At 68.8% G+C, this 14625-nt stretch carries 13 protein-coding genes and 1 pseudogene; 9 read left to right on the forward strand and 5 right to left on the reverse strand.

Going from position 1 to position 14625, the window contains the following annotated elements; translation table 11 throughout:
• The first annotated feature begins 31 nt into the window (after window positions 1-31).
• From VLK66_RS19500 to VLK66_RS19510, 3 genes and pseudogenes are all read left to right on the forward strand, one after another.
• The gene (locus VLK66_RS19500; RefSeq protein ID WP_325311177.1) at window positions 32-724 is read left to right on the forward strand and encodes an SDR family oxidoreductase; all 693 of its coding nucleotides are present in this window, start codon (window positions 32-34) and stop codon (window positions 722-724) included.
• An 88-nt stretch (window positions 725-812) separates the two neighbouring features.
• Window positions 813-1091 (forward strand): annotated as a pseudogene (locus VLK66_RS19505) (HU family DNA-binding protein); the annotation flags it as partial.
• An 86-nt stretch (window positions 1092-1177) separates the two neighbouring features.
• Window positions 1178-1573, forward strand: coding sequence for a hypothetical protein (locus VLK66_RS19510; RefSeq protein ID WP_325311141.1), 396 nt, complete (start codon window positions 1178-1180; stop codon window positions 1571-1573).
• A gap of 352 nt (window positions 1574-1925) precedes the next feature.
• On the opposite strand, the gene VLK66_RS19515 is transcribed toward VLK66_RS19510, so the two are convergent.
• The 4 genes from VLK66_RS19515 to VLK66_RS19530 all read right to left on the reverse strand — a co-directional run bounded on the left by VLK66_RS19515 (window position 1926) and on the right by VLK66_RS19530 (window position 6779).
• Window positions 1926-3185: a hypothetical protein gene (locus VLK66_RS19515; protein WP_325311142.1), complete on the reverse strand. Its 1260-nt coding sequence runs from the start codon at window positions 3183-3185 to the stop codon at window positions 1926-1928.
• A 385-nt stretch (window positions 3186-3570) separates the two neighbouring features.
• Window positions 3571-4914 (reverse strand): radical SAM protein, encoded by a 1344-nt coding sequence (locus VLK66_RS19520; RefSeq protein ID WP_325311143.1) that lies wholly within the window; start codon window positions 4912-4914, stop codon window positions 3571-3573.
• 92 nt (window positions 4915-5006) lie between these two features.
• The gene (locus VLK66_RS19525) at window positions 5007-5585 is read right to left on the reverse strand and encodes a Uma2 family endonuclease (protein WP_325311144.1); all 579 of its coding nucleotides are present in this window, start codon (window positions 5583-5585) and stop codon (window positions 5007-5009) included.
• A gap of 99 nt (window positions 5586-5684) precedes the next feature.
• Complete coding sequence (locus VLK66_RS19530; RefSeq protein WP_325311145.1) at window positions 5685-6779, reverse strand: PA0069 family radical SAM protein; 1095 nt, start codon at window positions 6777-6779, stop codon at window positions 5685-5687.
• Between the two features lie 249 nt (window positions 6780-7028).
• On the opposite strand from VLK66_RS19530, the gene VLK66_RS19535 reads away from it, so the two are divergent.
• A complete protein-coding gene (locus tag VLK66_RS19535) occupies window positions 7029-7634 on the forward strand; it encodes an SGNH/GDSL hydrolase family protein (RefSeq protein WP_414676511.1) in 606 nt (201 codons plus the stop codon).
• Window positions 7635-7708: 74 nt separating this feature from the next.
• Here the strand turns inward: VLK66_RS19535 and VLK66_RS19540 are convergent, their stop codons facing one another.
• Window positions 7709-8746, reverse strand: a complete 1038-nt coding sequence (locus VLK66_RS19540) for a hypothetical protein (protein ID WP_325311147.1) — start codon at window positions 8744-8746, stop codon at window positions 7709-7711.
• Between the two features lie 290 nt (window positions 8747-9036).
• On the opposite strand from VLK66_RS19540, the gene VLK66_RS19545 reads away from it, so the two are divergent.
• The 5 genes from VLK66_RS19545 (at window position 9037) to secF (ending at window position 14597) form a co-directional block, all read left to right on the forward strand.
• Window positions 9037-9435 carry a hypothetical protein gene (locus tag VLK66_RS19545; RefSeq protein ID WP_325311148.1) on the forward strand — a complete coding sequence of 133 codons (399 nt, stop codon included), beginning with the start codon at window positions 9037-9039 and terminating at the stop codon, window positions 9433-9435.
• A complete protein-coding gene (locus tag VLK66_RS19550; RefSeq protein WP_325311149.1) occupies window positions 9435-9803 on the forward strand; it encodes a helix-turn-helix transcriptional regulator in 369 nt (122 codons plus the stop codon). The genes VLK66_RS19545 and VLK66_RS19550 overlap by 1 nt, the downstream gene beginning before the upstream one ends.
• Window positions 9804-9942: 139 nt before the next feature.
• Window positions 9943-11541: a TldD/PmbA family protein gene (locus VLK66_RS19555; RefSeq protein ID WP_325311150.1), complete on the forward strand. Its 1599-nt coding sequence runs from the start codon at window positions 9943-9945 to the stop codon at window positions 11539-11541.
• 425 nt (window positions 11542-11966) lie between these two features.
• Entirely contained in the window at window positions 11967-13544 is a 1578-nt protein-coding gene (gene secD, locus VLK66_RS19560; RefSeq protein ID WP_325311151.1) for a protein translocase subunit SecD, read from the forward strand.
• A 12-nt stretch (window positions 13545-13556) separates the two neighbouring features.
• Window positions 13557-14597: a protein translocase subunit SecF gene (gene secF / locus VLK66_RS19565; protein ID WP_325311152.1), complete on the forward strand. Its 1041-nt coding sequence runs from the start codon at window positions 13557-13559 to the stop codon at window positions 14595-14597.
• The last annotated feature ends 28 nt before the right edge of the window (window positions 14598-14625 follow it).

The raw sequence follows: 14625 nt of genomic DNA on the forward strand, positions 1-14625 counted from the left end.
ATTCGAGTAGACGGAGGGATTCGTGGCGGAGATGAAGACGGCGCTGGTGACGGGCGGCAACCGCGGGATCGGGCTGGAGGTCTGCCGCCAGCTTGCGCGCCGCGGCTACCGCGTGGTGCTCGGCGCGCGCGATGTCGACCGCGGCGAAGCGGCGGCGCGCGCCCTCGCCGGCGAGGGCGAGATCGTCGCGCGTCGGGTGGACGTGACCGACTTCGCCAGCCTTCCCGGCGTCGCCGCGGAGATGGAGCGCGAGTTCGGCGGCGTGGACGTGCTCGTCAACAACGCCGGCGTGCTGCTGGACGAGGAAATGCCGGTGCTGGAGCTGCCGATCGAGACGGCGAAGGCCACGTTCGAGACCAACGTCTTCGGCGCGCTGGCCGCCTGCCAGGCCTTCGTCCCCGGGATGATGCGGCGCCGCTGGGGCCGTGTGGTGAACGTCTCGTCGGGCGCCAGCCTGCTGGCGTACATGCAGGGCTACGCGCCGTCGTACTCCATGTCGAAGACGGCGCTGAACGCGGTCACGCGGCAGGTGGCGCACGCCGCGCGCGGCCGCAACGTGCTGGTGAACTCCGTCGACCCCGGCTGGGTGCGCACCGACATGGGCGGGAGCTCCGCGCCGCGCTCGGTGGAGAAGGGCGCCGAGACCATCATCCAACTCGCCACGCTGGACGACGGCGGGCCCACGGGCGGCTTCTTCAAGGACGGCCAGCAGATTCCCTGGTGAGCCGATCCCGCGCGGCGGGTGGGAAAAGCCGCGCATCGATCCGTCGAATGGAGGGAATCAACGAGATCTCCTCTTCTTCGGGACGATGATGAACAAGCGAGAGCTGGTCCGCGCGCTGGCGGAGGACGCGACGCTGGGCGTGGCGGAGGCGGCGCGGGTGGTGGAGGCAATCTTCGGCGTGAGGGGCGGCATCATCCCCGAGGCCATCCGCGCGGGCGAGCGGGTGCGGATCGCCGGCTTCGGCACCTTCGAGCGCAAGAGCCGCGAGGCGCGCAAGGGCCGCAACCCGCGCACGGGGAAGGAGATCGACATCTCCGCATCGTCATCCCCCGTCTTCCGAGCCGCCCGTAGCCTGAAGGAGGCGATCGCCGCCGGCGGGGAGCGCGGGATCGTCACGCGCGGCGCCACCGGCACCGGCAGCACCGGCCCGCGCAAGACGCGGCGGGAGCACCGATGACGACGCTGGCCGAGGCGCGCGAGTCGTACTACACGCTCTCCGGCAAGGCCAGCGACGCGGTGCGGCAGCTCGGGTTCGCGGGGATCGCGGTGATCTGGGTCTTCAAGTCCGAGACGCGCGGCGCCGTCTCCGTTCCCGATGCGCTGCTCCTGCCCGGGCTGCTGACCGTGGCCGGCCTCTTCCTGGACCTGCTGCAGTACGTGTTCGCGACGGTGCTCTGGAGCACCTTCATCCGCCGCCGCGAGCGCGCCGGCACCCTCCCCGGCGACCTCATCACCGCGCCGCCATCGATCAACTGGCCCGCCAACACCTGCTTCTACCTCAAGATCGCGCTGATCCTCGCGGCCTACGTCGGCATCGGCCTCTACCTTCGCGGCCTGGTAGCCCGGTAGTACCATCTCCCGTGAAGCAGTCCCTTGAGATTCGCCTCACCCAGAGACGTCATCCTGAGGCCGGCCACACCGCAACCCGCTTCCACACAATCATCTGCAGGCCGAAGGATCCATAATCCGATCGCACGTCCGCATGGAGACGCAGCGATCTCCTCGTCCGGATACCAGAACGGGGACGATTGTGCAATCCGCCGGCGCACGTGCGGCCTCGGCTATAGATCCTTCGGCCTGCAACTGCTGGTGCGGAGTCAATGACCGCGTGGCCGGCCTCAGGATGACGTCTCTCTGTACGTTTGTAATCCCCAGACCCGGCACGGGATGAAGATCGGCCGATCCGCGCCCCGCCGTCCGATCACCGCTGCCGCAGGATTGCGTCGAGCGCCGGATCGCGCCCGGCGAAGTAGTCGCGCGAGGTGAGCGGCGTGCGGATCTCGGGGGTGATGCGGTCCACGTACAGGTCCATGTAGCGGAACTCGCGCTCGGCGCTCGGCTTCACCCGCGCGTAGCTGTGCATCCAGTTGCCGTAGTGCAGCGTGAGGCGCGACCGCGGCATCAGCAGGTTTCCGCCCTCGGCCCAGAACTCCGCCGCGTCGCCCGGCCCCTCGCCCACCAGCGTGGCCCCGCCGAACTGCCGCAGCTGCGCCACGTGGAAGATCCCCGCCGAGAAGGTCGCGGGCCCGGTGATCACGAACAGCCGCGCGTGCCGCTCCCGCGCGAGCGCCGCCAGCCGCCGCAGCACGCCCTCGGCCACGTAGAAGTTGCCGCCGGTGTTGAAGCGCAGGTCGAACACGATCTTCGCCGGCCGCAGCGAGTCCGCCTGTGCCAGGAGCCGCCGCCCGAACGCCCGGAACGATTCCATCCCCGCCTGGTCTCCCGCGCGGTTGTACTGCACGTAGAGCGTGCGGTCGCGGGGGAGATACCGGGCCCAGTACTGGTGGACGGGATCGCGCAGGTAGAGCGGGAGCGCCGCGGAATCGGCCGCCAGCGCGCTCACCCACGGCCCCTGCACCCCGGGATGCGCCGGCGCCAGGTCCCACCACGCCTCGGTCGCGTCGGTCGAGCGGCGGAGCGGAAGCGGCTCCAGCGTCCGCTCGCCGCGCCGCCCCGCGCGGTCGACGAATGCGAATGTCGGCGCAGCGCCCGCCGGGCAGATGCGCACCCCGGCGAGCACTTCGGGGCTGGTCATCGTGTACGCGGCCATGTAGTCCGCCCACGCGCCGCTCCCGGAGTACAGCGGCCGCACCGCGCGCCGCACCTCGTCCAGCGGCCGCCCGCAGATGCGCAGCAGCCGCGCCCCGAGCAGCGCCTCGTAGCCGGGCTGCGCGCGCACCACGAACGGCCCGTCCGCGAACCACCAGATCCGCACCGGCAGCCGCCGCACCTCGCTCCGGTTCCGCACCAGGTACAGCCGCGTGTGCGCGTTCTCCGCGAGCGCCACCGCCCGCGCCAGCCCCACCGTCATCTCCTCGTTCGACAGCCGGTCCGCCGAGTCCGCGAGCGCCCCCACCGCCGCCCGGAACCGCGCCCGCGCCGCGTCGCTGAAGCTGCGATCGCGCGGCAGGAACGAATCCACCGCGAACCGGAGATCGGCCCGCCACGCCTCCGGCGACATCGCGCTCTGCGCACGCGCCGAAACCGCGCTGGAGACAAGGGTGAAGACGAGCGCTGCGGCGCGAACGCAATTCGGGATGGCCATCGGCTGATGGAGGAGGGTTTGGGCGAGAATGGGAGCTTGTGGAGGCGGTCCGCGGGCGGATGCAGCCGCAGGTTCATCACTCGCATCTTCCGCGAAATCCGCTTCGCAGATTCGAAGGACGCGATAGGGCTTGCGGTGAGTTCGTAGGCTCGGATGGTCGGGAGATGCAGAAGGATTGAAAACGGAGACAATCTGCACGAAACGCCAGCGGCCCCGCTCCGAAACCGGAGCGGGGCCGCATCGACATCTACCGAGAACTTCTTTGCGTACTCTCGTACTTCCGTACTCTCGTACTCCATGTTCAGACCGTCGCCGGAACCGCCTCTTCCTCGGTGACTTCCTCCGGCCGGAGCGTGTCCATGAACGAGCTGACGGAGAACACCGCGTTCCCGGCGCCTGCCACGCCGTACCCCGGCGGCGGCTTCAGGCCGTGCTTCTCCAGCGTCTCGCGGTACACCTCGAGCAGGCGGATGTGGTACTCCAGCGGCGCGCCTTCGGGGTTGTCGCGCCCCAGCGGGGTCGCGGGCTCCGGACACCAGGTGGTGAAGCGCGGCGTCACCCCGCGGCTCATGAAGTAGTCCAGCCCCTCGGCCGTGGAGGCGATCGCCTCGTCCACCGTCTGGAAGCCGAACGGCTTCGCCATCTCCACCCCGGCCACGAAGTTGGGGATCACGTACCGCGCCCCGAACACCTCCGCCGCGTCGAAGATGCGCCGGTGCCACTCCTCGCGGCCCACATAGCGCTCCTTCCCCGGGCAGATGATCTCGAACAGGCGTTTGTCCCACACCTCGTAGTTCGGGTGGTAGATCTTGATGCCGTAGTCCTTGTACCGCTGCACGTCCTCGCGCGGCAGCGCCTGCGCCACCACCTTGCCGATCCAGCGGTTGGGGAAGCGCTCCTCGATGGCCTGCGCGTAGCGGCCGTAGAAGTCCGCCTCCTCCAGCCCGTCCACCTTGCTCGTTACCGAGCCGCCGGTCAGCGTGTACGCCTTGCTCGCCTTCGCCGTGTCGTAGCGGTCGATGATCGCCAGCGCCTCCAGCACGTCGTCCACCGGCTTCACGCCGGTGTAGGGGCGGCCCTCCTGCTTGTGCTGGCGCCAGTTGTGGTTGATGTCGCAGTACTGGCACTCCTCCCTGGCGCCGAAGTACTGGCACAGCCGCAGCACGGTCAGGTAGATGAGGTAGCCCCACTGGATGGTGGGCGCCGTCTCCATCACCGTCTTTCCGTTGGCCAGCGTATGCCGGTAGTACTCCGGCATCGGCGGCAGCCCCACGTCGGCGATGGTGCGCCCGTCCAGCGACAGCCGCAGGCCCCCGGCCTCGTCGCGCGCCACGCGGTACGGCGAGTCCGGGTTCACGCGCACGGAGACGATGGTGCGGCGCAGCTCGTACGGCCCGCCGGTGAGCGCGATCTCCTCGGGCGGGCGGCGCCGCGCGGCCTCGCCCAGCTGCGCCAGCGGCTTCTGGTCGAACGAGAAGATGAAGTACGACTTGGGCTTGACCTCGCCGTCCAGGTTGTCGGTCAGCGCCGAGTCGTCGAACGCGATGCCGGTGCGGAGCAGGTCCTCCTTGAGGACCGCCTCGCGCGGGATGTGCGGAAAGCGGGCGATCAGCCCTTCAACGAGCGCAGTGCGTGTCTGGTCCAATGCGTCCTTCCGGGTCAGAATGGGCGCATGAATCTATCGACGCCGCAACGAATTGGCTACCGGGCGAAGCCCGAACCGTGGGGAAAAGCGTTCTACTCGGCCGCCGAAAAATCGACCTGCTCGTAAATCTCCGCGAGGGAGATCTCGCAGCCCAGCGTGTCGATCCTGAGCGAGTCCGCGAGGTCGGAAATGTCGTTGAACACCCAGTGATCGCCATGCCTGACGAAACGCTCTACGCGGATCATGTTCTGCGAGATGAGAATGTACTCCCGGAGTGATTCGATTCTGCGATAGTGCGCGAACTTCTCCCCCCGGTCGTGCCGCTCGGTTGATTCGGAAAGCACTTCGAAGATCACGGCGGGGTTCAAGAGCGTATCGCCATACGAATCCTCCAGGCGCGGCGGCTCGCAAAGCGCGACCACATCGGGATACGTGTACATCACCGTATGGCTCGCTTTCACCCGCATGTCGTTCGACAGCACGCTGCAGCCGCGGTTCCGCAACCGGTTCCGGAGACTTGTCAGGATGTTGCCAACGATCGTGTTGTGAACGAAGCTCGCGCCGGTCATCGCGTAGATCTGCCCGTTGATGAGCTCGCTCTTGTGGTCCGACGCGCGTTCCAGCGCGAGGTACCGCTCGGGCGTGTATCGAGGCTGTGCGAGTGGTGACATACAGGCTCGTCGAGGATGAACGTCGGGCGTCGTTGTGCACAGTTGCCTAACAAGAATGTAGACACGGCTCCCGGCGCACCAGACGCCTGCGTCTGTCGCCTACGCCGCCTCGAAAAGCGCGAGCTGGCCGCGCGTGTCGTGCGGGCGGCGGAAGTGCTCCGTGCTGAGCGCCGGGATTCCGCCGGTGAGGCCGGCCTTGCGGCAGGCGGCCTGGTGCAGCGTGCGCAGCTGGTCCGCATACTGCCCCACGCCCTGCATCCGGCTGCCGAAGTTGGGGTCGTTCAGCTTTCCGCCGCGGATCTCGCGGACGCGGTGCAGCACCTTCTCCTTGCGGTCGGGGAAGTGCGTCTCCAGCCAGGTCTCGAACAGCTCCTTCAGCACGAACGGCAGGCGCAGGGGGATGTAGTGCACCTCGCGCGCGCCCGCGTCGGCCGACGCCTTGATGATGGCGGGGAGCTCGTGGTCGTTCAGCCCCGGGATCATCGGCGCGGCCAGGACGCGGACGGGAACGCCGGCGCGGGTGAGCTTCTCCACCGCCTCCAGCCGCCGCTTCGGCGTGGAGGTGCGCGGCTCCATCACCCGCTGCAGCTTCTCGTCGAGCGAGGTGATGGAGACGTTCACCGACGCGCCGCCCCACGAGGCCATCTCGCCCAGGACGTCCACGTCGCGCGTGACCAGGTGGTTCTTGGTGATGAGCGACGTCGGGTTGCGGAACTCCGCCAGCACCTCCAGGCAGCCGCGCGTGAGCCGCAGCCTGCGCTCGACCGGCTGGTAGCAGTCGGTCACGCCGCTCATGGCAATCACCTCGGGCTCGTAGCGCGGGTTGGCCAGGGCGCGGCGGAGCAGTTCCGGCGCGTCCTCCTTCACGAAGATCTTCGTCTCGAAGTCCAGCCCGGCGGAGAGGCCGAAGTACTCGTGCGTGGGCCGCGCGAAGCAGTAGATGCAGCCGTGCTCGCAGCCGCGGTACGGGTTCACGCTGGCGCCGAACCCCACGTCGGGGCTGTCGTTGCGCGCGATGATCGTCTTCGTGTGGTCGCGCAGGAAGACGGTGCGCGGCGCCGGCTCCTCCTCGTCGAGCGCGTCCATCCAGTCGCCGTCGGGGACGAGCTCCTGCTGGACGAAGCGGTTGGCCGGGTTGTGCGCCGTCCCGCGCCCCCGGATCTGGATCAGCGGCCGGCTCTCCGTCTCCTGCATTCCTCATCTCCTGCGCTGGTTCCGGCATTCGGACTTCCAATCTAGAACCGAATGGAATCCGAAGCAACGTTTCCGCCGTCGCCGCGGGCATCCGGCCGGCAGGAGCGCGCCGTATCTACCTGCATGACGAAGAGGATGAGGATGCGAGGCTTGCCCGCGCTCCGGCGCGGTGGTATCTGCGTCTGCGTGCTGGTGGCGTGCGCGGTCGCGGGCGCCTGCGGAGCGCAGCGGACGAGCGGGGGAGGACGGGTGAGCGGAAGCCTGCGGTACCTGGCGCTGGGAGATTCCTACACGATCGGCGAGGGGGTGGCGCCGGAGGAGCGGTGGCCCACGCAGCTCGCGGCGATGCTGCGGGCGCGCGGGATCGGCGTCGCCGACCCGGAGATCGTCGCCACGACCGGGTGGACCACGGACGAGCTGGACGCCGGGATCGATGCCGCGGCGCCGCGCGGGCCCTACACGTTGGTGTCGCTTCTCATCGGCGTGAACAACCAGTACCGCGGCCGCCCGGCGGACGAGTACCGCGCGCAATTCCGCGCCCTGCTGCGGCGCGCCATCGGCTTCGCGGGGGGAGATGCGGGGCGCGTGGTCGTCCTCTCCATCCCCGACTGGGGGGTGACGCCGTTCGCGGAGGGGCGCGACCGCGCGCAGATCGCGCACGAGATCGACGCGTTCAACGCCATCAACCGCGACGCCGCCCGCGAGCTCGGCGCGCGCTGGGTGGACGTGGCGCCCGCCTCCCGCCTTGCGCCGAGCGCCGTCGTGGGCGACGGGCTGCATCCGTCCGCCGAGCAGTACCGCGACTGGGCCGTGCTCGCGTTCCCCGAAGCGCTCGCCGCGCTAGGCGCAAACTGATCGCCATCTCCCGAAAATGAAGAAGGCGCCCTCCGAGCGGGGGCGCCTTCTTCGTTTCGATATCGTCCGTCGTCCTACCGCTTCGCCGCGGTGTCGATCTGCGCGCGGCTGCCGTTCACCTTCAGCGGCACGTGCTCGCCGACGTGGTGGCTGGTGAACTGGGGGAGCGGCACTTCGGGCGCGTAGGTCTCGCCGTCGCCGTCGCGGAAGGTGATGACGTAGCGCTGCTTCTTCTCGCCCTCGCGCGTGGTGTCGTCGGCCACCGTGGACGGCCAGCGCGGCTCGGTGTCGGCGCCGTGCTCGCTGAGCAGCGTGTCCGGCACCCAGCGCTTGATGCGGTACTCGTACCTGGTGTCCCAGACGGGCTCCTGGCGGTAGACCGGGTCCTGGTACGTCTCGGTGTGATACCGCGTCTCGTACGTGGGCCGGGTGCAGGTGCGGTCCTCGAAGTAGCCGTTGCCCTTGCTGGTCGATCCGCAGGAGTACGACTCCGTTCCCGTCTGCACGCGCTCGGAGACCTGCCGGCTGCGCGTCTCGTAGTGGTCCAGCACGCGCCGGTACTCGCGGATGGCGCGGTAGGAGCGCACCAGCCGCCCGCCGTCGGGGAGCGACCACCCCTCCTCGGTGACGGTGCGGTACGCCTCCACCTGCACCGAGCGCTCCCACTGCTTGGCCGTGACCAGGCCCTCCACGTGGCGCGTCCGGTTCGACCAGCCGATCCACCCGAAGAACGACACCAGCAGGAGGACGAAGACGTTGCGCCCGAAGTGCGACTTCTTCGCCGGCCTGGCCATGGACGGCGGCGGCTGCATGGCCGTGCGCGGCGTGGCCACGTAGGAGCGGCCGGCGCGGGGGATGTTCTCCTCGTCGTACTCCGTCACCTCGCGCTCGATGCTGGAGCCGCGCGGCGCGCCGCACCCGGGGCAGTCGGCGTCGGCCGCCCGCGCGCTGCCGCCGCAGTGCTCGCACACCCAGTCGGCGCCGGCGTTCGCCTGCGCGAGCTGGCCCGCGTCGGTCACCGCAGCCGCATCCTCGGGAAGGTAGAACTGGATTTCCTTCGGGCGCGGCGAGCCGCACCCGATGCAGTAGACGTGGCGTCCCAGCTGGCCCACGGAGCCGCAGCTCGGGCAGTCCCAGCGTCCTTCGCGAATGGCCATATGCGGGAGAGGTGTCGATTCGACCGGAAGATGCGGCAACAACCGCCGCGAGCGAGCAGCGCCCGTAAGATGTGCAATCGCAACGATTCCGGCAACGGGTGAGCCGATCGCCAAACTGGAATTCCTGGAATTACTGGACAAAGTTTACAGAACATCATTCACTATGTATACTGGTGCTCCACCGATCGAAGAAAGCAGAGGGTTGTGCGCAGATACGGAATAACGTATAATCAGGGAGGCAACCGATGGCGGAGTACTATCGAGATGTGGAGATGTATGTTGATGTCGCGGGTCGCTCGGATGTGGCAGACGCGATCGAACTGCTCTCCAGGAGCGACAGGCGGGCAGGCCGGGCAATCGAGAACAGGATCAACCTTCTCCGGCAGCATCGGGTGCTCGCGGATGCGCTGGTGACGCAATGGCTCAAGCAGCCGACTCCGCGCATCTACGTGCTTCGGGTTCAGAGTGGGCCGGTATCGTACCGCCTGCCGTTCTTCGAAGCTCCGGACCGCGAGGGGAGGCTGGTGATCCTGACGCATTGTGTGCACCGATCGACCCTGAGAGGTGATCGCTACAAGGCACTGATCGAAGCAGCAGAGCGCAGGCGGCAGGACTGGATCCGACGAAACCCGGGAGGAGAATGATGCGATTCGACGACCTGATGGCAAAGATCCATGCCGAAAATCCTGAAATCATGGAGATCGCCCACGAGATCGATCCTCCGTACATCCTTGCGTCCAACGTCCTCCGGGTTCGCAACCAGCGCGGATTGACGCAGGCGCAGCTCGCCGAAGCGGTCGGCGTCGCGCAGCCGCGCATCGCGGAAGTGGAGCGCGGGGATGCCAATCCGCGGCTGATCACGCTGTCGAAGATCGCGCACGCGCTCGGCATCACCCTCCCCGAGCTGCTGGAGGACAACCTCTACGGAGACCGGAGCGCCGCATCCGCGAAGCCGAGGGCAGATGCCGTGGAGGCGGCCGCTCCGGAGCCGCGGAGGCGCCGCGCGGGCTGATTCAGTCATCGAAGAGAATACATCAGCGGCGTCCGAGCTTCGGTGGCCGCTGCGTCGTTCGGGGCAGGGCGTTGACGGCGGATGCGCGGCCGGAGTATCGTCCCGGCGACCCTCCCCGATTCCCCCGATCGCGAAGCAGATGAACCGCCGAGAGTTCCTTGCGCGCGGCGCCGCGGCGGCCGCCGGGCTGTCGCTTCTCCCCAGCGGGGTGGCGCACGCCGCGCGGCTGCCGCTGGACGACCCGGAGTACCGCGAGCTGGCCATGCGCGCGCTGGACGCCGCCCGCACCGCCGGGGCCACGTACGCCGACGTGCGCATCAACCGCAACCGCAGCCAGGCCGTGTCCACGCGCGAGCGCCGGATCACCGGCTTCCAGGACGCGGAGACCTTCGGCTTCGGCGTGCGCGTGCTGGCCAACGGCGCCTGGGGCTTCGCCGCGAGCCGCGACGTGAACCTGGACGAGGTGCAGCGCGTGGCCCGCCAGGCCGTGGCCCAGGCGCGCGCGAACGCCACCATGCGCAAGGAGCCGGTGCGGCTGGCGCCGGTGGAGCGCTACCCCGACGCCAGCTGGCGCTCGCCCATCCAGACCGACCCGTTCGAGGTGGCGGTGGAGGAGAAGGTGGCGCTCCTCCTCTCGGCCAACGACGCGGCGCTGAAGGCGGGGGCGCGCTTCGCCACCTCGTCGATGTTCTTCGTGCGCGAGGAGAAGACCTTCGCCAGCACGGAAGGGTCGTTCATCACCCAGACGATCTACCGCGCCTATCCGCAGATGAACGTGACCGCGGTGGCGCCGGACGGCTCGGACTTCCAGAGCCGGATGTCCACGCCGGTGCAGCCGATGGGGCTGGGATACGAGCATGTCCGCAACGCGCGGCTGGTGGAGAACGCGCCGGTGTGGGCCCAGGAAGCCGTTCAGAAGCTCAGTGCCAGGCCGATCCAGCCGGGGCGCTACGACCTGGTGCTCCTCCCTTCGCACCTGTTCCTGACCATCCACGAGTCCATCGCGCACCCCACGGAGCTGGACCGCATCCTGGGGTACGAGGCCAACTTCGCGGGAACGTCGTTCATCTCCCCCATCCAGGACTACCTGGGCAAGTTCCGGTACGGGCCCGACATCTTCAACATCCAGGCGGAGCGGTCGGCGCCCGGCTCGCTGGCCACCGCGGGGTGGGACGACGAGGGGGTGCGGCCGGAGGAGTATCTCATCGTGAAGAACGGCATCCTGAACGACCTGCAGACCACGCGCGAGCAGGCGCCCATGCTGGCCGACTGGTACCGCACGCAGGGGCGCCCGGTGCGCAGCCACGGCAACAGCTACGCGCAGAGCTGGGCCGACGTGCAGTTCCAGCGCATGCCCAACGTGAACCTGATGCCGCACCCCACGCGCGACGTGACGCTGGACGAGCTGGTGGGCGACGTGAAGGACGGCATCCTGATCGAGGGGCGCGGCTCGTACTCGATTGACCAGCAGCGCTTCAACGCGCAGTTCGGCGGGCAGGTGTTCCACGAGATCAGGGACGGCAAGGTCGGGGGGATGCTGAAGGACGTGGCGTACCAGATCCGCACGCCGGAGTTCTGGAACTCGCTGGACCTGCTGGGCGGCCGCAGCACCTACTTCGTGGGCGGATCGTTCAACGACGGCAAGGGCCAGCCCTCGCAGTCCAATGCCGTCTCGCACGGCTGCCCGCCGGCCCGGTTTCGCAAGGTGAACGTGATCAACACGGGTCGGAACGGCTGAGACCGAGTACGAAAATACGGAAGTACGAGAGTACGGAACTGCAGGGATCACGCGGAGGACGCAGAGATCGCGGAGTGGGGATGACTCTCCCTCGGCAACCTCTGCGTCTTCTGCGTGAGGATCTTTCGGGGGATCGTCGCGCGGAACGCCGATCGACGGTCGGGAAGCCGCCCCGCGCAAGGGTGAAGCGTACTTTCGTACTCCCTCTACTTCCGTACTCGTCCGCCGCGGGGAACTTCTTCCCGTGCACCGGTTTAAGCGACGCTTCAGACCCTCCCGCGGACGGCCCGCAGAGCACCCGAAAGGGGGCCGCGCGCGGTTGACAGAGGCCGGTGCGGGGGGCTAGCTTTGCAAGTTTCCTGAAGACAACCCAATCCCGTCTTCGCGGAGTTCCTCCAACCTTCTCCGGGAGTCCGCTCCTTCCGATGTTTCAGAATCTAAAGGTCCGCCTGGGCCTGATCGTCGCCCTCACCATCGCCAGCCTGGCCCTGCTCGCCTACCGGTACAACAAGACCGGGCAGCCGATCACGCTGGGGCTGGACCTGCAGGGCGGGTCGCACTACGCCATGGAGATCGACGAGTCCAGGACGGTGCTGACCCCCGCCGCACGCAGGGACGCCATCGACCGCGCGCTGAAGGTGGTCCGCCTGCGCGTGGACGAGCTGGGCGTGAGCGAGCCGGTGGTGCAGAAGGCCGGCGAAGACCGCATCATCGTGGAGCTGGCCGGGAAGAACACCGACCAGAGCCGGGCCAAGGAAGTGCTGCAGAAGTCGGCCTTCCTGGAGTTCAAGATCGTGCGCCCGCTGAGCGAGCTGCAGGGCATCCTCCCGCGGATGGAGACGGCCATCGCCGCCGCCTTCCCGGCCGAGGCGAAGCCCGCGGCCGGCGCGGCTCCGGCCACGGGCGGGCTGCTGCAGAACAAGGCCGGGCAGAACGGCCAGGCGGTGGACTCGCTGACCGCGGCCAAGCCGCTGGAAAGCAAGTTCGCCGGGCAGGGCTCGGGCGGGCAGCTCCTGGTCGACACCGCGCAGGTGAAGGCGGTGGAGAAGTACCTGGCACTGCCGCAGGTGCAGGCGCTGCTTCCGCGCGGCGCCCAGTTCCTGTGGGGAATGCCGTCGTCCGAGGAGCAGAAGGGCTTCGCCAGCCTCTGGTACGTGAGCCGCGACGCCATCATGACCGGCGAGCACCTGCAGAACGCGCAGGCGCAGACCGACCAGTTCAACCGCCCCATCGTGGCGTTCGAGCTGTCGCGCCGGGCGGGGCGCCGCTTCGAGAAGGAGACGGGCGACCACCTGCACGAGCAGATGGCCATCGTGCTGGACCAGCGCGTGTACACGGCGCCGGTCATCAACGGCGCCATCAACACCCGCGGCCAGATCGAGCTGGGCAAGAGCACCATGGCCGACGCCTCGGACCTGGCGCTGGTGCTGCGCGCCGGCGCGCTTCCCGCGCCCCTGCACATCGTGGAGGAGCGCAGCGTGGGCCCCTCGCTGGGCGAGGACTCCATCCGCAACGGCCAGATCGCCGCGCTGGTGGGGATCGGGGCGGTGATCCTGATCATGATCGGGATCTACCACTTCTCGGGGCTGCTGGCGGTGGTGGCGCTGGCCATCTACGTGATCGTGTCGATGGGGATGCTGGCGCTGCTGGGCGCCACGCTGACCTTCCCCGGCATCGCGGGGCTCATCCTCTCGGTGGGCATGGCGGTGGACGCCAACGTGCTGATCTTCGAGCGCATCCGCGAGGAGCTGGACCACGGCCGCAGCGTGCGCGCGGCGGTGAACGAGGGCTTCCACCACGCCATGCGCGCGATCGTGGACTCCAACGTGACCACGCTGATCACCTGCGCCATCCTGTTCTACACCGGCACCGGCCCCATCCGCGGCTTCGCGGTGACGCTGGCGGTGGGCGTGGTGGCCAGCTTCTTCACCGCGGTGTTCACCACCCGCACCTTCATGCAGCTTTACCTCGAGCGCCGCAGGGCGCAGAGCCTGTCGATCTAGGGGAACGGGACGATGAGATTCTTCCAGAACGCGAACTACCCGTTCCTGCAGTGGCGCACGCGCGCCTACATGATCACCGCCGCGCTGCTGCTGCTGGGAATCGGGTCGATGGTCTACCACGCCGTCCGCGGCGAGGGCTGGCTGAACTACGGCGTGGACTTCACCGGCGGCACCGTGGTGCAGGTGCACTTCACGCACCCCGTGAGCGCGCAGCAGATCCGCGCGGCCACCTCGGCCGCCGGCCACGCCGACTGGGAGATCACCCAGTTCGGCTCGGGGAACGATTACGAGGTGCGCACGCCCAGGTTCGGCCAGGAGGCCGGGGCCGACGCGCAGTCGCGGGTGGCGCAGGCGCTGCAGACGCGCTTCAAGCCGGTCGTGCAGGGCCAGCGCGCCGGTGACTACTCGATCGTGCGCACCGAGGCGGTGGGCCCCAAGGCGGGCGCCGAGCTGGAGCAGCGGGCGCTGATCGCCATCCTGCTCTCGTTCGCGGCCATCCTGGTGTACCTGGGGATCCGCTTCGAGTGGCGCTTCGCGCTGGCGGCGGTGATCGCCACCGTGCACGACATCGTGGTGACGCTGGGCTTCCTGTCGCTCACCCGCACCGAGATCTCGCTGGGCACGGTGGCCGCGGTGCTCACGGTGGTGGGCTACTCGATGCACGACACCATCATCGTGTTCGACCGCGTCCGCGAGGACCTGGGGCGGCCGAAGCACGGGCGGACCTTCGTCGACATCCTGAACAAGGCCATCAACGAGACGCTGCCGCGCACCACGCTCACGGTGGCCACGGTGATGGCCACGCTGCTGGCGCTGCTGGCGTTCGGCGGCCCGGTGATCTTCGGGTTCGCGCTGGTGCTGGTGCTGGGCATCGGCATCGGAACGTTCTCGTCGATCTTCGTGGCCAGCCCGGTGCTGTACGAGATCGAGCGGCACTTCCCGCGCAAGGAGAAGCGCGAGCAGGCGGTGCGCTCGCACTCGGCCAAGCGCCCGAACAACGGCAACCGGCCGCCCAACAACCGGAGCCCGCGCACCGCCGAAGTTCCGCGCTGACACGGAAGTGCGTGAGTGCGGAAGTGCG

Origin of the sequence: Longimicrobium sp., from assembly GCF_035474595.1 — a bacterium.
Taxonomy (GTDB): domain Bacteria; phylum Gemmatimonadota; class Gemmatimonadetes; order Longimicrobiales; family Longimicrobiaceae; genus Longimicrobium.